The sequence below is a fragment of the Nocardia donostiensis genome (assembly GCF_002081715.1).
Lineage (GTDB): Bacteria > Actinomycetota > Actinomycetes > Mycobacteriales > Mycobacteriaceae > Nocardia > Nocardia donostiensis.
Genome location: NZ_MUKP01000001.1, coordinates 60501 through 80691, shown reverse-complemented (window position 1 = coordinate 80691; position 20191 = coordinate 60501). Strand labels below are relative to the sequence as shown.

Annotated in this window: 19 protein-coding genes and 1 tRNA gene; 11 read left to right on the top strand and 9 right to left on the bottom strand. The window is 64.9% G+C overall.

The window, feature by feature from the left end:
* The first annotated feature begins 200 nt into the window (after positions 1–200).
* Positions 201–1121 (top strand): NADP-dependent oxidoreductase, encoded by a 921-nt coding sequence (locus B0T44_RS00360; protein ID WP_077118662.1) that lies wholly within the window; start codon positions 201–203, stop codon positions 1119–1121.
* A 14-nt stretch (positions 1122–1135) separates the two neighbouring features.
* On the opposite strand, the gene B0T44_RS00355 is transcribed toward B0T44_RS00360, so the two are convergent.
* On the bottom strand, positions 1136–2002 hold the full coding sequence (locus B0T44_RS00355) for an SMP-30/gluconolactonase/LRE family protein (protein ID WP_077118664.1): 867 nt from the start codon (positions 2000–2002) through the stop codon (positions 1136–1138).
* Between the two features lie 118 nt (positions 2003–2120).
* On the opposite strand from B0T44_RS00355, the gene B0T44_RS00350 reads away from it, so the two are divergent.
* From B0T44_RS00350 to B0T44_RS00315, 8 genes are all read left to right on the top strand, one after another.
* Positions 2121–3317 (top strand): lipid-transfer protein, encoded by a 1197-nt coding sequence (locus B0T44_RS00350; RefSeq protein ID WP_077118666.1) that lies wholly within the window; start codon positions 2121–2123, stop codon positions 3315–3317.
* The gene (locus B0T44_RS00345) at positions 3317–3772 is read left to right on the top strand and encodes a MaoC family dehydratase N-terminal domain-containing protein (protein ID WP_175648068.1); all 456 of its coding nucleotides are present in this window, start codon (positions 3317–3319) and stop codon (positions 3770–3772) included. Before B0T44_RS00350 ends, B0T44_RS00345 begins: the two co-directional genes overlap by 1 nt.
* On the top strand, positions 3769–4179 hold the full coding sequence (locus tag B0T44_RS00340; protein WP_077118668.1) for a MaoC/PaaZ C-terminal domain-containing protein: 411 nt from the start codon (positions 3769–3771) through the stop codon (positions 4177–4179). The genes B0T44_RS00345 and B0T44_RS00340 overlap by 4 nt, the downstream gene beginning before the upstream one ends.
* Positions 4180–4199: 20 nt before the next feature.
* Complete coding sequence (locus B0T44_RS00335) at positions 4200–5027, top strand: SDR family NAD(P)-dependent oxidoreductase (RefSeq protein WP_077118670.1); 828 nt, start codon at positions 4200–4202, stop codon at positions 5025–5027.
* A 1-nt stretch (position 5028) separates the two neighbouring features.
* On the top strand, positions 5029–6171 hold the full coding sequence (locus tag B0T44_RS00330) for an acyl-CoA dehydrogenase family protein (protein WP_077118672.1): 1143 nt from the start codon (positions 5029–5031) through the stop codon (positions 6169–6171).
* Between the two features lie 30 nt (positions 6172–6201).
* A complete protein-coding gene (locus tag B0T44_RS00325; protein ID WP_077118674.1) occupies positions 6202–7782 on the top strand; it encodes a class I adenylate-forming enzyme family protein in 1581 nt (526 codons plus the stop codon).
* A 46-nt stretch (positions 7783–7828) separates the two neighbouring features.
* Positions 7829–9037, top strand: coding sequence for a TetR/AcrR family transcriptional regulator (locus B0T44_RS00320; protein ID WP_081511427.1), 1209 nt, complete (start codon positions 7829–7831; stop codon positions 9035–9037).
* Positions 9038–9159: 122 nt separating this feature from the next.
* Complete coding sequence (locus B0T44_RS00315; RefSeq protein ID WP_077118676.1) at positions 9160–9540, top strand: cupin domain-containing protein; 381 nt, start codon at positions 9160–9162, stop codon at positions 9538–9540.
* Positions 9541–9642: 102 nt separating this feature from the next.
* Here B0T44_RS00315 and B0T44_RS00310 read toward each other — a convergent pair whose 3' ends face one another.
* Genes B0T44_RS00310 through B0T44_RS26235 form a run of 3 tightly spaced genes read right to left on the bottom strand, consistent with a single transcriptional unit; the run spans position 9643 to position 10546 of the window.
* Positions 9643–9948 (bottom strand): hypothetical protein, encoded by a 306-nt coding sequence (locus B0T44_RS00310; RefSeq protein WP_077118678.1) that lies wholly within the window; start codon positions 9946–9948, stop codon positions 9643–9645.
* Positions 9949–9956: 8 nt separating this feature from the next.
* Complete coding sequence (locus B0T44_RS26240; RefSeq protein WP_139347892.1) at positions 9957–10139, bottom strand: hypothetical protein; 183 nt, start codon at positions 10137–10139, stop codon at positions 9957–9959.
* A gap of 47 nt (positions 10140–10186) precedes the next feature.
* Positions 10187–10546, bottom strand: coding sequence for a hypothetical protein (locus B0T44_RS26235; RefSeq protein ID WP_139347893.1), 360 nt, complete (start codon positions 10544–10546; stop codon positions 10187–10189).
* Between the two features lie 489 nt (positions 10547–11035).
* Between B0T44_RS26235 and B0T44_RS00300 the strand changes: the two genes are divergently transcribed.
* Positions 11036–12169 carry a helix-turn-helix domain-containing protein gene (locus B0T44_RS00300; protein WP_217697523.1) on the top strand — a complete coding sequence of 378 codons (1134 nt, stop codon included), beginning with the start codon at positions 11036–11038 and terminating at the stop codon, positions 12167–12169.
* Positions 12170–12296: 127 nt separating this feature from the next.
* Here B0T44_RS00300 and B0T44_RS00295 read toward each other — a convergent pair whose 3' ends face one another.
* Positions 12297–13133 carry a hypothetical protein gene (locus tag B0T44_RS00295; protein WP_139347894.1) on the bottom strand — a complete coding sequence of 279 codons (837 nt, stop codon included), beginning with the start codon at positions 13131–13133 and terminating at the stop codon, positions 12297–12299.
* Positions 13134–13648: 515 nt separating this feature from the next.
* Between B0T44_RS00295 and B0T44_RS00290 the strand changes: the two genes are divergently transcribed.
* Positions 13649–14848 carry an MFS transporter gene (locus B0T44_RS00290; protein WP_081511425.1) on the top strand — a complete coding sequence of 400 codons (1200 nt, stop codon included), beginning with the start codon at positions 13649–13651 and terminating at the stop codon, positions 14846–14848.
* 80 nt (positions 14849–14928) lie between these two features.
* Here the strand turns inward: B0T44_RS00290 and B0T44_RS00285 are convergent.
* The 4 genes from B0T44_RS00285 to topA all read right to left on the bottom strand — a co-directional run bounded on the left by B0T44_RS00285 (position 14929) and on the right by topA (position 19833).
* Positions 14929–15004, bottom strand: a tRNA-Thr gene (locus B0T44_RS00285).
* Positions 15005–15061: 57 nt separating this feature from the next.
* Positions 15062–16264, bottom strand: a complete 1203-nt coding sequence (locus B0T44_RS00280) for a DNA polymerase III subunit delta' (protein WP_077118685.1) — start codon at positions 16262–16264, stop codon at positions 15062–15064.
* 106 nt (positions 16265–16370) lie between these two features.
* Positions 16371–16877, bottom strand: a complete 507-nt coding sequence (locus B0T44_RS00275; RefSeq protein WP_077118687.1) for a mycothiol transferase — start codon at positions 16875–16877, stop codon at positions 16371–16373.
* 58 nt (positions 16878–16935) lie between these two features.
* Positions 16936–19833: a type I DNA topoisomerase gene (gene topA, locus B0T44_RS00270; protein WP_245839389.1), complete on the bottom strand. Its 2898-nt coding sequence runs from the start codon at positions 19831–19833 to the stop codon at positions 16936–16938.
* Positions 19834–20191 lie beyond the last annotated feature (358 nt).

Below are 20191 nucleotides of genomic sequence, written 5' to 3'. Positions count from 1 at the left end.
CGCATACCCTCCGGCAAGAACGCATGCCGCGACGAAGCCACACCAGGCGACGGCAGCCGCCACGAGCGCAGCCAAGTGAGGCAGGTGCCCGCTGAATGCCTGGCCTCTCGGTACTACCAACGCGGCCCGTCTGACGGAATACCTGCTGGGTATGCCTGTTGCATCCGACAACGACGGCAACCGAGAGGACAAGACCAGCGATGCGCGCAGCCACCTACGATCGGTACACGACCGACCTCGCCGACGTGCAGGTCCGCAACCTGCCGACCCCCAAGGTCTTCCCCGGTTCGGTGCTGATCGAAGTGCGCGCCGCAGGGGTGAACCCGGTGGACTGGAAGGTGATGTCGGGCGGTCTGGACAGCTTGCTCGACGCGGTGTTCCCGGTGATCCCCGGCTGGGATGTCGCCGGAGCGGTGGTCGACACCGGTGTCGACACGCCAGAGTTCGTGGTGGGCGACGAGGTGCTCGCGTATGCCCGCAAAGACGTGCTGCACGAGGGCACCTTCGCCGAACTGGTCGCCGTCTCCGCCGCACATGTGGCCCGCAAACCTGCCGACCTGCCCTGGGAGCAGGCAGGCGCGCTCCCGCTGGCGGGCGGGACCGCCTTGCGCACCCTCGACGCTCTCGAGGTGTCCTCCGGCGATACCGTCCTCATCCATGCCGCAGCGGGTGGCGTCGGCAGCCTCGGCGTGCAGATCGCCAAGGCCAGTGGCGCTCGGGTATTGGGTACCGCCTCACCACGAAACCACGATTTCCTCCGCGAACTCGGAGCCGAACCCGTCGAGTACGGCGACGGACTCGCCGACCGTGTCCGCGAGCTCGCCCCGAACGGGGTTGACGCGGTCGCCGATTTCGTCGGCGGCCAGCTCGACACCACCCTGCGGGTGCTCGCCGAAGGCGGCAGGCACGCCTCAACTGTCGACAACACTGTCGCCGAACACGGCGGCCACATCATCTGGGTCCGCCCCGACGGCACTCAAACCCAACGCCTCGCCGACCTCGCAGCCAAAGGCGACCTCACCGTCCCCATCTCCGCCACCTTCGGCCTCGACGAAGTCCCCGACGCCTTCGCCGCCAGCCAGAAAGGCCACACCCGCGGCAAGAGCGTCATCGTGCTGTAGGCCCGAACGCCGGCTCAGCCCATTCCGGGCACTTCGACGGTCGCAGCCTCGATCCTCGCTGTGCCCTCGAAGTTGTTGGACATCCGTTCCAGATCGGTCTCCGCAGTGCACATGTACAGTGTCCGCAGATCAGCGCCACCGAGGGCAACGGAAACCACGAAATGTCCGGGTGTCGCGGTACGGACCGTATCGGTGACCGTCCCGTCCGGGGTGAGCCGGCGTACCTCGCTACTGAAGGGGCAGGTCACCCAGATGCCGCCGGCGGAATCCACGCAGAGGCCGTCGACGGCGTCGTTTTCCAGGCTGTCGAACTGTTTGAGCACACGCTGGCCGGACAGCGCGCCCGTATCGTCCACATCGAAGGCGGTCAGCCGGAAATTGAAGGTCTCGGCCACGTACAGCGTCTTGCCGTCCGGACTGAGGCCGACACCATTGGGGCACACCAGCCCCGTACCGTAGGTCGCCACCTCCCCCGCCGGGCTGACCACGATCATCGGCCGTCCCTGCGCCTCACCGCCGTTGAACAGGTCGTAGCCGATCTGGGTGATGTAGGCGCGCCCGTCGGCGTCCACCCACATATCGTTGGCGCCCATCGCGACATCGCCGAGTGCCGCCACGATCTCCGTACCACCGTCGGCTGTGATGCGGCGCAGCGCGGAGTCCTCCTGGGTCACCACGAGCACCGTGCCGTCGGGTGCGAAACCCAGCCCGGAAGGCTTGGCCTGCACTTCGGCGGCCACCTGCACCTCGCCCGCATCCGGCCGAATCCGGTGCACCTTGCCTTTCGGAATATCGGAACACCACAGCTCGCCACGGTGCCAGCGCGCCCCCTCCAGGTACTGAAAGCCGTCCAGGATCACGGTTGCCGACTGCGCTGTCATTTCGACCTTCTTTCCATCCAACTCTTGGCACTAGCATCTCGTCCAGCTACATTAAGTGAATCTCAAATAGGCGCGTGAGACAAGTCTCAAATTTTAGGCCAGAGTATGGAGGATGTGCATGGCTAGCGGAAACACCGGAGCAAGAGTGCTGGGCGTAGGGATGTGCCCCTTCGAAACACCACGTAGAGCTCGAACTTACGATGCGATGGCCGAAGAAGCCATCCGCGCCGCTTTGGCCGACGCCGGCGTGGAACTCGGCGACGTCCAGCAGATCTTCGCGGGCTATGTGTATGGAGACTCGACATCAGGACAAAACGCGGTGTACCGGGTCGGACTGCCCGGTGTCCCGGTGGTGAACGTGAACAACAACTGCTCGACCGGATCGTCCGCGCTGTGGGCCGCCCGTCAGGCCGTCGAGTACGGCGCCGCGGAGTGCGTACTGGCGGTCGGTTTCGAGCAGATGCGCCCCGGCGCACTGGTCGCGCACTGGGACGACCGGCCCACCCCGTTTCAGCGGTTCGACGACACCGCGCTACAGATCGGCGGCATCCCCGAGGACGTGCCGATGGCCGCGCGGTTCTTCGGGGGCGCAGGCATGGCCTACGCCGAGCGATACGGCACCGAGCCGGAAACCTTCGCGAGCATCACTGTCAAGGCGCGAGCGCATGCTGCACACAACCCCAACGCCGTGTTCCGAGACCCGCTGACCGTGCGCGAAGTACTCGACTCGCCCACCGTGTTCGGCACGCTCACCCGGCTGCAATGCTGCCCGCCCACCTGCGGGGCCGCCGCCGCGATCATCTGTAGCCCGGAGTTCGCCGATCGACACGGACTGAACGCTCCGGTGGAGATCGCCGCGCAGTCGATGACCACCGACCAGCCGATCAGCTTCGACCCGCCGGACCCGATCAATCTGGTCGGCTACGACATGACCGCACGCGCTGCGGCCGAGGTCTACGCCGCCTCGGGGGTCGAACCGACCGATATCCCGGTGGTCGAATTACACGACTGCTTCACCCCGAACGAGCTGATCAGTTATGAGGCACTCGGACTCACACCGACCGGCACCGCGGAAAAGTTCGTCCGCGACGGCGACAACACCTTCGGCGGTCAGACGGTGGTGAACCCATCGGGCGGATTGCTGGCCAAAGGCCATCCGCTGGGAGCGACCGGATTGGCCCAATGCGCCGAACTGGTGTGGCAGCTGCGCGGCCAGGCCGGTGCGCGTCAGGTCGAGCGAGCGAACCTCGCACTACAGCACAACATCGGGCTCGGCGGCGCCTGTGTGGTGACGCTGTACCGGACGGTGCGCTGATGATGATCGATCCCGCCGCCATCGGCACCGAGCTGCCACCGAGCACCATGCTGGTGGAACGGGGCAGGTTACGGCTCTTCGCCGAAGCAACCGGTCAGCGCGATCCGATCTACTTCGACATCGCCGCGGCGGCGGCGGCCGGGCATCCGGATCTGCCGGCGCCGCCGACGTTCCTGTGCGCGCTGCACCACGAACGAGCGGAACCCTTCGACTGGCTGAACGAACTGGGGGTTGCACTCGACCGCGTCCTACACGGCGAGCAGGAGTTCACCTATCACCAGCTTGTCTATGCCGACGACTATCTGACCGCCCGGAGCCGCATCAGCGATATCTACGCCAAGAAGAACGGCACACTGCAGTTCATTGTGCGGCACACCGCGGTCACCCGTAACGATGAACCCGTCGCCGATCTGCGCGATGTAGTCGTGGTGCGAAACGAGGAGACGCCCCGATGAAACCTCTGGTACTCGAACTCGGCGACGAACTACCGCCGCTGCACGTCGATCCGATCTCCAGGACGACTCTCGCACTGTTCGCCGGCGCTTCCGGCGACCACAATCCGATCCATATCGACACCGATGCGGCCAGAGCCGCCGGATACGACGATGTCTTCACCCACGGAATGCTCAGCATGGCCTACCTGGGCCGACTGCTGACCGAACGGGTGCCGCAGGAGCGTATCCGCACGATGCAGGTGCGCTTTGCCGCAATCACTCCGGTACACGCCGCGCCGACCTGCACCGCGCGGGTGACCGCCATCGAGGAACACGACGGCGAGCGCGTGGCCGTACTGGAACTGACCGCAACACTCGCGGACGGCACCGAAACGCTGCGCGGCAACGCGACCGTCACCATCGATTGAACAGCGAAAGGCATTGCCCCATGGCAAAATTGAACGGAAAGACAGCGCTGGTCACCGGCTCTGGTCGCGGCATCGGCAAGGCCATCGCCCAGAAGCTCGCCGCCGACGGCGCCCGCGTCGTGGTCAACGATCTCGACTCGGCACCCGCGCAGGAAACCGTCGCGTCGATCACCCAGGCGGGCGGGCAGGCGACGGCCTGCGTCGGCAGTGTGGTCGACACAGACTTCCCGGAACGCTTCGTCGGCACCGCCGTGGACACCTACGGCGGTATCGACATCATCGTGAACAACGCCGGCTACACCTGGGATTCGGTAGTCCAGAAGATGACCGACGAACAGTGGGACGCGATCCTCGACGTGCACCTGAAAGCACCCTTCCGAATCCTTCGCGCAGCGCAGCCGGTACTCGCGAGCGCCGCGAAACGCGAACGTGAGACCGGTTCGGTTCGGTGCCGCAAAGTGGTGAATATTTCCTCGATGGCGGGGACCGGCGGAAACCCGGGCCAGGCCAACTACTCGGCGGCCAAAGCCGGAATGATCGGGTTGACCAAGACGCTGGCCAAAGAATGGGGACGCTACAACGTCACCGTCAACACCGTAGCCTTCGGCCTCATTCGCACCCGGCTCACCGAGGCCACCGCCGATACCGGCGGCTCGATCGAACTCGAAGGCCGGACGATCAAGGTCGGGGTCAACCCGGAACTGATGGCAACGATGGAACGCAGCATTCCCCTGGGTCGCGGCGGCACACCGGAAGAAGCCGCCGGCGCCGTATACCTGTTCTGCATTCCCGAATCGGACTACATCAGTGGGCAGACTCTGCTCTGCGGCGGCGGATTCGTGGTGTGATATGACGCGAGCAGCTCTATGGCCGACCGAGGATCTGGCCGAATTCCGTGACCTCGCACGCAAGTTCTGTGACCAAGAATTGTTACCGCACCAGCAGCGCTGGCGGGAGCAACACCATATCGACCGCGACGTCTGGCACAAGGCAGGCAAGCTCGGCCTGCTGTGCCTGTCCATCCCCGAAGAGTACGGCGGAGGCGGGGGGACCTACGCGCACGAGGCGGTGCTGTTGGAGGAGCAGGCGCGCGTGGGTGACAACGCGTGGGGCATCGGAGTGCACTGCGTAGTAGCCGCGCATTATCTACTGGCCTACGGCACCGCACAGCAGAAACGGGACTGGCTACCGAAAATGGCCAGCGGTGAAACAGTGGCCGCTATCGCGATGACCGAGCCGGACGCCGGTTCCGATCTGCAAGGTATCCGCACCCGAGCACGAATAGACGGCGACGAATACGTGCTCGACGGCGCCAAAACCTTCATCACCAACGGCTCGTTCGCAGATCTGGTGATCGTTGTAGCCAAAACCGATCCGGACGCCGGCTCGCGCGGTATTTCCCTGCTCCTGGTCGAAACGGACCGTCCAGGTTTCCGCCGGGGCCGCATCCTGGACAAGATCGGGCAGCGGGGCCAAGACGCGTCGGAGCTGTTCTTCGACGGTGTCCGGGTACCGCGTACCGCAGTCCTCGGCGGCGAACCAGGACACGGCTTCCGCCAGTTGATGCAGCAACTGCCCCAGGAACGGCTCACCATTGGTGTTGTCGCCGTCGCCACCATGGAAACGGCTGTCGAGCAGACGATCCGCTACACCAAGTCGCGTCCCGCATTCGGACAGCACGTTTTCGACTTCCAGCACACCAAGTTCGCCCTCGCCGAAGCCGCCACTGAAACCGCGGTTGCTCGCGCTTTCGTCGACGACTGCATCGACCGGCACCTGCACGGCGAGCTGGATACCGCGACCGCGGCGATGGTCAAATGGTGGACCACCGAAACCGCGATGCGCGTACTCGATTCCTGCCTGCAACTGCACGGTGGTTACGGCTATCTGTCCGAATTCCCGATCTCACATCTGTGGGTCGATCACCGGGTCGCCCGCGTCTACGGCGGCACAAACGAAATCATGAAAGAAGTCATTGCCCGGTCGCTCTAGCATCCGGGCGGTTCACGAGGGAGAAACGCTATGGACCCGGCAACCCTGCTGCGCAAGAGCGCACGTCTATTCGGCGGCAACACCGCCTACGTCTGCGATGGGCGCAGGCAGACCTACACCGAGTTGCTCGAACGATCGGCCCGGTTGGCCAACGCCCTGATCGACGCGGGCATCGAACAGGGCGACCGGGTCGCGCTGTTGGCCGACAATTCATTCGAGACACTCGAACACATCGGCGGCACCGCACTCGGTGGTTTCGTGCGCTGCCCGTTATACGCGCACGACACCCCGGACAAACACGAATATCTGCTCGATCTGGTCGGCGCGACAGCATTGATCGTCCAGCGCAAACACTATGCCGCGCTGGTGCCGGTGCTGCCACGATTGTCCGCGTTGCGCGTGGTTCTCGTCATCGGCGACGATACCGGCGCAGCGCCCGATACCGCGATCGACTACGAACGCACGCTCACTGCCGCCTCGCCCGAGCCGCCCGACGTCATGCTGTACGAGGACGATCCGCACATCATCCGTTTCTCCGCGGGCACCACCGGCAAATCCAAGGGCATCCTGCACACGGTCCGGGGCTGGATGGATATGGGCAACGAGATCGCGTTGATCATCCCCCGCCTCACCGAGCGGGACCGTTATCTGGCGCCCGCGCCGTTGACACATGCGGCGGGCATGTTCGTCTGGCCGATGGTCGCCGCGGGTGCGGCCATCGTGGCGATGTCATCCTTCGAGCCCGGCCGGTTCCTCGACCTGGTGGAACAAGAACGAGTGACCGTGGCCATGGGGGTGCCGACGATGATCCAGATGATCACCGATCATCCGGCAGCCGCCGACCGCGACCTGTCCAGCCTGCGTACCGTGTTCTACGGGACAGCGCCGGCCACCCCGGCCACCCTGACCGCAGCGATCAAGCTGTGGGGCAACATCATGTATCAGATCTACGGGCAGAGCGAAGCCTTACCGCTGACAGTCCTGACACCGCAGCATCACGTCGTCGACGGCACCGAGGAACAGCGGCGGTGGATTCGGTCGGCGGGTCGCCCGACCCCCAACTCGGACGTGGTCATCGTCGACGACGACGGCAACGAACTTCCCGTCGGCGAGATCGGGGAGGTGGTCGGTCGTACACCCGGCCGGATGCGGGAAATCTGGGGCAACCCGGAGGCGACCGCGGAACGGCTCACTCCGGGTGGCGGCCTGCGCACCAGAGATATGGGCTGGATATCGGAGGACGGCTTCCTCTACCTGTCCGACCGTAAAGAGGACACCATAATCTCCGGCGGCTACAACATCTGGCCGATCGAACTCGAGCAGGCCCTCGCCGAACATCCCGCGGTGCTGGAGGCCGCGGTGGTCGGCACTGCGCACCCCAAATGGGGCGAGACACCGCACGCGGCTGTCGTACTGCGCGACGGCGCCGAGGTCGAGGCGGATGAGCTGATCGAGTGGACTCGTCAGCGGGTCGGTTCGGTGCGGAAAGTGACGGCGGTGACGTTCGTGCCTGCCCTTCCGCGTTCACCGATCGGAAAGGTGCTGCGCCGCGTACTACGCGAACAGTTCGCTGTCGAAGCGGCGCGGCCGGCCGAGCGGATCCGGGAGTGAAAAGTAGGCTGCCGCGGCGAGGCTATCGGAAGGGGACCAGGAGACCGTGACCGGCACGACCGCAGACGAGACGAGTCGTTCGGGCATACCCGCCCGGGGCACACGTCCACGTAACCGCCGCCAGCTGATCGTCGCAGAAGTCACCGAGCTGTTCTATCGGCACGGTTACGAGCAGGTGGCGATGAGCGATGTCGCCGTAGCCTTGAACGTCAGCCCCTCGGCGCTGTACCGGCATTTCCCGAACAAACCGGAACTACTCGTCGCCGCGATCATGGCGGAGATCGGCCCGGTACAGGACACTCTGCGGGACTGCGACAGCGAAGACCTACCCGGTATCGCGGAGCGACTGGCAGTGGTGGCGTTGCGCAGGAACCGGCTGGGGGCCCTGTGGCAACGAGAGTCGCGCAGCCTGCCGGGCCCTGAGCATCAGCGGTTACGCGAGGAGGTCCGGTACACGGCCGAGCTGCTCACCGCGCTGATCCGCGCCCGCCGCCCCGACCTTTCGGCAGCCGACGCCGATATGTTTTCCCTCTGCACCTTCTTCGCTCTGTGCAGTACCTCGTATCGTCCCGACGAGCTGCCGAGACCGGCTTACGAACGGCTGCTGGCCGAGATCGTCCGCACGATCCTGACCGCCGAGCCCACCGGCGCCCACGAGCCCACCACCGGTTCCGATGCACCCGGTTTGGCGCCGGTCGCCCGCCGGGAACGGATACTCGCGGCGGCGATAGCACTGTTCGCCGAACGTGGGTACACCAGAGTCAGCATGGAGCAGATCGGTGCCCGAGCCGGTATCGCGGGCCCGAGCATCTACCACCATTTCGCTTCCAAACAGCAACTACTCGCAGCGACCCTGCACCGCGGCCACGAATGGGTGCGCCACGATATGTACTGGGCGCTGCGCCGGGCGAGCACACCGGCCGACGGACTACGGCGGCTGTTGACCTCCTATATCGATTTCACGGTGCACCACTGCGACAACATGACCATCATGCTCACCGAGGCCAGGCATCTGGATGACACCGAGCTGGCCGTCATCAAACAAACCCAGCGCGATTACATCAGCGAATGGCTGCACCTGATGTTCGCCGCCGCTCCCGCACTGAGCGAACCGGAAGCGAAGATCAGGCTGCACGCGGTGCTCGGCGTCGCCAACGATATCGCCCGCACCCCGCACCTGCGCACCAGACCGCGAACCCTGAAAACCGCCGCTGACTTCTGTGCCGCCATCTTGCTCCGGCAAGGGCATTCGTGAACCATGCAAGGCTGTTCGCATTCGATTTCCCTATCAGGAGAGCGTCGAAGCAGTGGCCGCGGTACTCGACTGACCTTCCTCGATGCGCAACGGCCATGGACCGGTGTTATTAAGCTCGATCCATGGCCGTTGTCGACCTCAATCACAAACTGTCCCAGTTCACCGACACTTGGTCCCCGAAAATCGTTGCCACCCTCAACGACTACGAGATCAAACTCGTCAAACTCGAGGGCGAGTTCGTCTGGCACACCCACCCCGACACCGATGAACTCTTCCTCGTCATCGACGGCTCCCTCACCATCCAACTCCGCGACGGCGACGTAACCCTCGGCCCCGGCCAGCTCTATGTAGTCCCCCGCGGCGTAGAACACTGCCCCATCGCCGAAGGCACCGTCAGCGCCATGCTCATCGAACCCGCAGGCGTCGTGAACACCGGCGACGCCGCCCCAGAGGCAGCGGGCTCGCTTACCGCCGAGCGCGACGTATCCCTGCTCGACAGCTGACCCAGCAGCACGACGTCTCTCGCGGCCCTAGGAAACCTGGTCGCTTGAACTGCCAAACCCATGGGTCTCGCCTGCTGTGCGTGATACGTCGAATTCCATGTCTCAGTTGGCGGGAGCGGTGTACTCGGCGATGGTGGCGTCGATGAGGTGGTCGAGTGCAGTGACCTCCTCGCGAGCTGGGGCGTTGTTCAGCGGCTCGAGCAGCGGGGTTGCGAGCAGGCCCGCACCAAATGCCCCGCTGGTTTCGCGTGCGCTGCTGATCACCGCGAACAGCACGCGGGCGTAGATGTGGGCGCGGGGCCGCAACGCTTGGCGGCCGTCGGCCAGCGCTCGGTCCAGCCGGTCATCAATGCTGGTGATGATGTCGCTGATGAGCCCGATTTCGTCGTCACTGACGTCGTGGTTCATGCTTCGCCTCACGGGTGGAGGTAGAGACGCTCGTTCGGCAACCGAGTCAGACCATCCGTGCCGCCGGAAACAATCGCCACGGGCCGGTGCCGTTTGTGCGCTTGCCAGTCCTGAACGAACCGCAGCGCAGCCGTCAGGCAAGCAACGAAATCCATGCGCACACCCGGCGCGAACAGCACCACCAGACGCACATCCGGCTCGTGCGGGCATGGAGAGATATCCCCAACCATCCCCACACCTACCGATCCGAGTTGCTGCGCAGCGACACGGCGGCACTGACACGCCCATCGTCGATGATCCTGCGCAAGCACGACACCACCACCGACGCCGACGGCCGAAACACTCCTACCGGCGGATGCACCCACACCCGCCTCGCCGGATGCGCCGGAGACGGCAACCCGATCACCGTTCCCATTGCCGCCACCGAGGTGTGGTAGTAGAACAACCCATCTGCCTCCGGTGAACCCGGCCGCAGATGCGGCAACGCCAGGAACGACCACAACCGAGAACGCGGATACGACACCACCGGCCCAATTTTGAGCCCGCTCGTCCGCATATACGCCAACACCGCCTGTCCGTAGTGCGCTGGCGTAGTCACCGCCGTCACCGTCCCAGCACGCACCAGGATGCAACCCGTCCCCGGCTGCACACTCGCAGGAATCGCGCACACCCGCCGATAAAACGAGCACCGCGACGCGGGCGTATCCGCTTCTGAAACGACATCGTTAGGCAGTGGCGCCGACGCCACCAGGCCGTTTTCCTGTACTGACTGTCTGATCTGATCGAACAACACCATCTCCCCTTGATCCCTCCCTGCTACGTGAGTTTTATGACGCCCGATGCCGAGGGCTTACGCCACCAGCCAGTGGCACTACCGGCCGATGTGCCGAAAGGAAACGACAACGGCCCGACATCGGGGTCGGTGAGCAGCATCACAAAATGTGAACATCACTCGGAGTAGCAAGCGCAGTGGCATCGAACGAACTTCAGCCGTGCGCGGCGTTGTAAGGGCCGCTGATAGTGGCATCGGTAGTGGCACATCACTTTCGCGGGATCCATAGCCTTTCCTGAGACCCCGGTGTAGGCGATGATCGAGTACATGGCGGTGGGCGAACTCATCCGCGAACTGCGGAAAGCGCGGGGGTGGTCACAAGGCAAGCTCGCCGATGAGTTGTGCGCACATTCCGGTGCGAACATCTCGCGCGAGTACATTTCGCGGCGTTGGGAAAACGGGGAGACCTCGCCGAGCGCGTTTTGGCTTCGGCACCTGTCCGCCGTTCTTGATGTTCCTCTAGCGGTCTTGGAGGACGACGACGTGAACCGACGAAAATTCCTGGCCCAGGTTGCGGCGACCAGCATCGCTCCCGTGGTCGCCTCGGATCTGCTGGCGGTAGGTTTTTCTGCCCGGCTCGACCACCTCGGGCCGGACGATGAGACGTGGGATTTCAAGCTGGCTTCCTATGGCACCGACTACATGTCGATGGGCGCTGCAGATATTCAACGCCGTCTCGCTGTCGACCTGGCGGTGCTCCAGCAACAGCTCGACACGCCTCGGATGTGGGCAGCAGCAGCACGTTTGATGACCTTGTATGCCAAAACTTTTCCTGGAACCGATGGCGCCAAGGCGGTCTCCTGGTATCGGCTTGCAGCCGAAGCCGCCGACCGATCCGACGACGAGCAAACGCGGGTGTGGGTCCGCGGACGAGCTGCCATCGCGCTGGGCTATGAAGGTGCGGCGCTTCCTATAGCTGATCTGTTCGCCGAGCAGGCCATGGCCATATCGGACAAGCCAAGCCTCGGTCGGCTGAACGCAATCATGGGGAAGGCGCACGTCGCCGTACTGCGCACCGATGAGCGGACCGCGCGCACGCTCATCGAGGACGGTCGCCGGGTATTCGACAGCACAGGCTCCGGCGAGCAGACATCGGACTACGCCGTGCCGTGGTGGCGGATGAACGTCTTCTTATCATTGCTGGCAGCACGCCTCGGCGACGAGAAACTCGCGATCGAAGCCCAAGACCAAGCACGACGTGAGCTACCCCCAGAACTACCCAGATTCGCAACTCATCTCGAAATGCACCGTGGGTTGATGCTGGCTCGCAGCGGCGATCACCAGGAAGGCCGACGGGTCGCGCAAAGCGCACTGGACGCCCTTCCACCGCACAAGCATTCACTGACTCTGCGCATGCTGATGGACGAGATAACCCGTTCATCGTCATAGGACTCGCCCGCGTCGCTGTATAGGCAGGACTGACCTCATCACTGCGCGGGAGCGACGCGCGACTGATCTTGCCAGTTCGGACGCAGGACCGAACTCTGCGAGGCAGCCCGCTACCGGACTATGGGCCTCACGTGGCCAGGAATGTTCTGATCGCTTCCTCACTGGAGAGACGGTTGACGCCGACGCGGATATCGATCGTTGGATAGCTTCTGCTCACGGCAGCAGCGATATTCGAGAGCCGATCAGCGACTACCGTGGGATCGCGCAGGGACTCCTGCCCTAACCCCTCGAACCCGGGAAATCCGTCGGCCACCAACGTCACCTCCGGATCGCCAATGATGTTTTCGTAGGTTTGGAATTCCACGCTGACGATCGTGGATGTATCCACACGTCCCTGGGTCGTATACACCCGGTCGCTGACCCCTTCGACGAAGTTCTTCGCCGAATGACCATCTACAGCCATAGGTTTCGCGTGGATACGGTCGGCGGCGATACCCAGCACCATGCCCGCCGGGTGGAACCGCATGGTGCCGTCACGGACATCGGTCCAGCTCGTGATCGTTCCGTACACACCGGCGATCTCATCGCTGTCCGTCAGGTAAACAACGTCCCCGGCGGTACTGTGCGAAGCCGTCCGAATATAGCCCGGTTCGGCTGCGGCTTCCTTCCCGCGGAAGGCCTTCGGAAATACTTGCTCGCACTGCCACAGCCGCGCTCCATTGTAGAAACGGCCCAGCGGGACAGGCCCGGACTCCAGCAACGGGGGCGCCGACGGCGGGTTAGCGTCAGCGAGGACATGATTGATCCCCCTGTCCGCTTTCTTCAGCTCTGCGGCTGCCGCCTCAGCTCCACGCCCGATAGAGCTGACCCCGTCGGCCGAAGCCCCTGCCGCCTTCGTCAGTTCACCACTCAAACGCTGGGTGTACTGGACCATTTTCCGGGCCCATTCATCGATCCAACTCACCAAAGCAACACCGTTGGCCTGTCCACGACGGCTTGATCTTCTGGTCGCGCCCGCGTCGAAGGCCGCTGGGCGGTGAGGTCCTCGACCGTCAGCCGTGCCAGGGATGCGGTTGGATCAAGATGAGACCGAACTCGCGGAGCCGATGATCGGGCAGTGAGATCTTACTCACCGCGCAGCAGCGGGGCACCCCAGCCACCGGAAGGCCGGGCGGCGGATATGTTCCCGGAACATCCGCCGCTCGGCCGTCAGCTCGCCACCTTGCGGTCACCTCATAACAATCGGCACACCCCCGCCGGCAACCCTGCGACATCTTGCGTATGGACTCGGTTCGGTGCCCGGAGTGGAAACAGGCTGGATTGGTTTGCCTGCACTCTGGCTGGCTGCGCGCCAGGACGGTCACGTCGCATTACCGCCAGTAACACGATTCGTGCGTCCTTACGGTCGGTCGAGTGCGAACTGATACCAGCGCCGAGGCTCCTCCTACTACTCGGCTCCGCGGTCCCATCATCCTGTTCATGTCAGTTGCGGCTGCCCTCGGCACGTCGACCATCTACCCGATGCAGCCCGCAATCGCGGATGTGGCGGATTCGTTTGGTACGCAGATCACTGCCGTCGGCATTGCGCTCGCTTGCGGGCCCATCGGCTACATGGTTGGCCTCGGTCTTCTTGTGCCGCTGGTCGACCGCTTTGCCCCTGGGCGCGTCCTCGCCGCTCAGTTCGGGGTCCTTGCGTGTGCGCTCGCAGCCAGCGCCGCCGTTGGAACCGTCACGTTGCTGGGTCCAGTAGTCGGCCTGATCGGAGCATGTTCGGCGGTCGGAGCCGGTCTGAGCTCGGTCGCGGGCCGGTTGGCTTTTCCGCAGCGGCGGGCAACGGTCTTGGGGATGGTGACCGCCGGCATCTCGGTCGGCATCCTGGCAGGTCGGATTGTGGGCGGGTGGCTCGCAGACGAGCTCGGCTGGCGCGGGATGCTGCTCGTGTTCGCTGCTGCCTGCGGCCTCGTTGCCGTGTGTTGCCTTGTGGCGCTCCCCTCAGCACCCGGCAACGCCGAGCGCGGCTACCTCTCCACGTTGCGTTCCCTCCCTGGCTTGTTCGTCCACCACGCGACCTTGCGCGTTGCCGCTCTCCGTGGCTCCATGTGGTTCTTCGCGTTCTGCGCGGTATGGGCCGGCATAGCCGTAGCACTCTCCGAGCCCCCGTACTCCTACTCGGCCGAACGGATCGGCCTGTACGCACTGGCGGGCCTCTCAGGCATCGTGGCCACGCAGATCGCGGGCGCGCGGACCGACCGCGATGGTGCCCGCCGAGTGATCCTCGCCGGCCTTGTCCTGGCCGGGATAGCCGCGGCCGTCGTGAGCTTCAGCCTCGCGAACACGTTCGTGACACTGGTCTGCCTGGCGGTCTTCGACGCAGGGCTGTTCGCTGCCCAGGTGGCCAACCAGAGCACCGTCCTGGCGATCGATCCCGCCGCACCGGCACGCTTCAACAGTGCGTACATGCTGGTCTACTTCGTCGGTGGCAGCCTCGGGACCGCCTTCGGTGCGGCGGCAGTCGAGTGGTTCGGGTGGCTGGCCACCGCCCTGATCACCGCAGCAGCCATCGGAGTCGCCGCAATGATCACCGTCTTCGCACGCGTGACACCCGTGAGTGCAGCGCCAGCCGGTCAGGTCGCGCGAGCACACCCTGACAGAGCAGTCGTGACCAGGCAAGCTCGGTGAATTTGTTGCGACTCAGTTGTGAGTCCGGGCCGGTGAAGCCCGGCACTCACGGTGCAAAAACCTGGATCTACCAGGAGGTATGGAGCCGCCTGGGGGAATCGAACCCCCGACCTTTTCATTACGAGTGAAGCGCTCTACCGACTGAGCTAAGGCGGCGTGCCTTTCGGCGTGGCGAGTCTATCGTCTTGGGGCGGGGAACGCGAAAACGGGTGGTCAGCGGGATTGGGCGGCGGTGAGGGCGGCGGCCATGGCGGCTAGGGCGAAGCGGGGTTTGACATTGGTGTCGAGGGCTTCGCGGCAGGCCAGGACGGCGTCTACGGAGCGGAGTAGGCCTTCGGGGGGGATCTTTCTGGCCAGGTCGTTTATCTCGTCGGTCATGTCCGGGTGGGTGAGGGTGGGTGTGGTGGATGTTCCGGTGGTGAAGGAGACAGCGAGGGCGTCGCGGTAGAGGCCGGCGAGGTCGATGAGGGCGCGGTCGAGGGCGTCGCGGCCGGTGCGGGTGGCGCGGGATTTCTGGCGGCGTTCCAGGTCTTTGAGGACGCCGGCGGAGCCTCGGGTGGCGCTCGCGGAACCTTTGCCGGTGCCGCCGGCGCCCAGGGCGGTGGCGAGTTCTTCGCGTTCGCGTTCGTCGCGGGCGGCGCTCATCTGTTTCGCCTCGTCGTCGGCGGTCTTCACCAGCTGGTCGGCGGCCTCGTAGGCGCCGCCGGGGCGGCCCACAGCTGTCACCAGCGATAACGCACGTTTGCGGCGGTTACGCGCCTCTTCGTCGGTGGCGAGCCTGCGGGCCCGGCCGATATGTCCACCGCTCACGGCGGCCGCCCACGCGGCGGTGTCGTCGTCGAGACCATCGTGTTCCCGCAGTACCCGGGCGATAGCGGCCGCCGATGGCGTCACCAGATGCACGTGCCTGCACCGCGAGCGCAGGGTGACCGATATATCTTCCGGATCGACCGACGGCGCGCACAGCAGAAACACCGTCCGGTCCGGCGGCTCCTCGACCACCTTGAGCAGCACATTGCCTGCGGCTTCGGTCAACCGGTCGGCGTCTTCGATCAACACCACCTGCCAGCGGCCGGTGCTCGGCCTGCGGGCGGCGATCTGCACGATGTCGCGCATCTCCTTGGTGGAAATGCTCAACCCTTCGGGGATCACCCGCCGGACGTCACCGTGGGTGCCGGCCATGGTCGTAGTGCAGGCATGGCACCGGCCACAGCCGGGGGTTTCCGGGTCGGTGCATTGCAGGGCGGCGGCGAAACACAGCGCCGCAACCGAACGGCCCGAACCGGGGGGCCCGGTGAACAACCACGAATGCGTCATCGCCCCTTCGATAACACCGGCGCGGGCGGCAACAGCGGCAGCGGTCAGCTCGGACTCCACCGTATCCTGGCCGACCAGTCGATCGAAGACATCCGCCACGAGCTACACCCTAACGATCGTCCCGGACATCTGCGGCGCCCCGGGCACCGCTTCACCAATTACTAGCGGCGAACGTCCCGCAATCCTGCCTACCAGCTCAGACCGCTTACCCAGCCCGCTGGTAGGTGGTGTTCGCCCCGTCCAGCGACTCCCTGATGATGTCCGCGTGCCCACTGTGGTGCGAGATCTCCCGGAAAATATGCAGGATGATGTACCGCGCGGACCACCAGATCCGGTCCGGTGTCCACGGAGTGGTCGGGGTTGGGATCGAAGCGCTCAGATCGTCGATGGTGCGGATCAACTCTGCCGTCGATGCGGCGACCTCATCCCAGGTCGCGAGCAATCCGGCCACAGTCTCCCCGGATGCCATCACATACTCGCCCTCGAACTCGGAAGCGTCCTGATGGGCCGTCTCGTCACGCTCGACGATCACCTTGGTCCAGTGCCGTTCACAGTTGATCAGGTGATGCAGCAGGCCACCGAGGGTCAGCTCGCTCGCTGTGGTGCGTTGCCTGGCCTGCACGTCATCGATCCCACGCAGCGTGATCTTGAAGAGATCGCGCTGCTCGGCGAGCATCGCGATCAGATCTTCGCGTTCCCGATCACTGGCCATTCGTTGTCCTTTCGCAGAAGAGAGCCGCCAGACTACGGGGTGGCACCGACAGACCAGCTCAGTCGCCCGCGGAGTCCGCCGACGATTTCGGCGCGGCCTTCTTCGCCGTCGCTTTCTTGGCAGGTGCCTTCTTGGCGGGCGCCTTCTTCGCAGTGGACTTCTTGGCTGTCGTCTTCTTCGCGGTGGACTTCGCCGCCGTCGACTTCGCTGCGGCCTTGGCCGGTGTCTTCTTCGCTGCGGCCTTCTTGGCCGGGGCCTTCTTCGCCGCCTTCTTCACCGGCCCCCGTGCCCGCCGGTCCGCGAGCAACTCCGAGGCGCGTTCATCGGTGATCGACTCGACCTCGTCGCCTTTGCGCAGGCTGGCGTTGGTTTCGCCGTCGGTGACGTACGGGCCGAACCTTCCGTCTTTGATCACCATCGGCTTACCAGTGGCCGAATCATTACCGAGTTCCCGCAGCGGGGCGGTGCTGGCAGCCTGACGACCACGACGTTTGGGCTCGGCGTACAACTTGAGCGCCTCGTCGAGGGTGACGGTGAAGATCTGATCCTCGGAAGCCAGCGAACGCGAGTCGGTGCCCTTCTTCAGATAGGGACCGTAACGCCCGTTCTGCGCGGTGATCTCCTCACCCGAGGCCGGGTCGGTGCCCACCACCCGCGGCAGCGACAGCAGCTTCAACGCTTCCTCGAGCGTGACCGTCGCCGGATCCATGGACTTGAACAGCGAGCCGGTACGCGGTTTGGGTCCCGCCTTCTTGGCGGTCTTCTTCGCGGCGGCCGTATCCTCGGTGTCTTTCGCGGGCTCGGGCAAGATCTCGGTGACGTAGGGACCGAAACGCCCCTCCTTGGCGACGATTTCGTGACCGGTCTCCGGGTCGACACCGAGCGCACGCCCCTCCTGCGGGGTCGCGAACAGCTTCTCTGCGACCTCGGGAGTCAGCTCGTCCGGCGGCAGATCGTCGGGAAGATTGGCGCGCTGGGATTCCGGTTCGCGTTCCGGATGTTCCGGGTCGGCGACCATACGCTCCAGGTAGGGGCCGTAACGGCCGACCCGCACCACGACGTCACGGCCGGCGGCGTCGCTGAACAGCTTGATGGAATTGATCTCGCGGGCATCGATATCGTCGAGCCGCTCGCCGACCATCTTCTTCAGCCCACCGGACTGCGCGACCGAGCCCTCCACGCCGTTGCCGCCGAAGTAGAAACTGGACAGCCAGTCGCCGCGACGTTCCCGGCCGCCCGCGATGGCGTCGAGATCGTCTTCCATCGCGGCGGTGAAATCGAAGTCCACCAGCCTGCCGAAATGCTCCTCCAGCAGCCCGACCACCGCGAACGCCACCCACGACGGCACCAGCGCGCTACCACGCTTGTACACGTAACCGCGGTCGAGGATGGTCTTGATGATCGAGGAATAGGTGGACGGACGGCCGATTCCCAGCTCTTCCAGGGATTTGATCAGCGACGCCTCGGTGTAGCGCGCGGGCGGGTTGGTGCTGTGCCCATCCGGGTTCAGCTCGACTGCGGTGACGCCCTCGCCTTCGGAGAGATCGGGCAGACGCGATTCCGCGTCGTCGGACTGGCCGCCCGCCTCCTCGTCCACACTTTCCACATACGCCTTCAGGAAGCCAGGGAAGGTGATGGTACGGCCGGATGCGGAGAACACGCATTCCTCGCCGGTACCGGCCACCCCGTTGATCCGCAAGGTGAGCGTGGTGCCCTTGGCGTCGGCCATCTGGGAGGCGACGGTGCGCTGCCAGATCAGTTCGTAGAGCCGAAACTCGTCGTTGTCGAGCCGGGAATGCAGCTCACCAGGAGTGGCGAAGCTGTCACCCGCGGGCCGGATCGCCTCGTGTGCCTCCTGGGCGTTTTTGACCTTGCGGTTGTACTGGCGCGCCGTCGGGTGCACGTATTCCGCACCGTAAAGGTGCGTGGCCTGAGCGCGGGCAGCGTTGATCGCCGCGTCCGACAGGGTGGTGGAGTCGGTACGCATATAGGTGATGTAGCCGTTCTCATACAGGCGCTGCGCCACCCGCATGGTGCGTTCGGAAGTGAACCGCAGCTTGCGGCCCGCTTCCTGCTGCAACGTCGAGGTCATGAACGGTGCATACGGCTTCCGCGAATACGGCTTGGCCTCGGCTGAGGAGACGACCAGGTCGGCGCCGTCGAGCGCTTCGGCGAGCCGCCGCGCGTACGCCTCGTCCAGCACGACCACACGCGAATCGGCCTTCAACTGCCCGTCCGGCCCGAAATCGCGGCCGGTGGCGACGCGCGCGCCGTCTATATTGACCAACCGGGCCGCGAAGGTACGCGGGTTGGTGGCGTCGCCTTCTCCCCCGCCCGCATCGAGTTTGGCGGCGATATCCCAGTACTCGGCCGAACGGAAAGCCATCCGTTCGCGTTCCCGGCGGACGATCACCCGGGTCGCGACCGACTGCACCCGGCCCGCCGATAACCGCGGCATGACCTTTTTCCACAGAACCGGGCTGACTTCGTAACCGTAGAGGCGGTCCAGGATGCGGCGGGTTTCCTGGGCGTCGACCAGATCGTTGTCCAGTTCCCTGGTGTCGGCGGCGGCCGCGCGGATAGCGGGCTCGGTGATCTCGTGGAACACCATCCTGCGGACCGGGATCTTCGGCTTCAGCGTTTCCAGCAGATGCCAGGCGATGGCCTCGCCCTCGCGGTCGGGGTCGGTGGCCAGATAGAGCTCGTCGGCGTCGGCGAGCAGCCCCTTGAGTTCGGTGACCTTGCTCTTCTTATCGGGGCTCACCACATAGATGGGTTCGAAATCATTGTCGACGTCCACGCCCAGACGCGCCCACGCTTGGCCTTTGTATTTCGCCGGGACGTCGGCGGCGCCGCGCGGCAGATCCCGAATATGGCCGACCGAAGCCTCGACCGTGTAGTTACGGCCGAGATAGGGCGCGATCTTACGCGCCTTGGTAGGGGACTCGACGATCACGAGACGTCGCAGGGGACGGCCCTGGTCGGCTGCACCGCGGTCTCGTGTTGCCACCGGCGAACACACCTTTCCTTCTAGGCCCGCGCGGCGCTGCTCGGCGCGATGCGCGGCTGGGGTAAACGGTGACGACAGTTTTTGCCGCCACCAGACACGTTTATACCTTGACGCTGCGCATGGTCGAGCGGATGTGAAAAACCACCGAGCGGTACGTCAACCTCGACTCAGTATGCAGTGTCGTCGGTCGGCCGTGCCGCCGGTGCCCCGGCCGACCGTAACTCGCGGCGGTTGACGAACGGTGCAACCTACCCCGGATACAGCTCGTCCCTCACCGCCGTTACGGAGGTGAGGGACGAGCTGG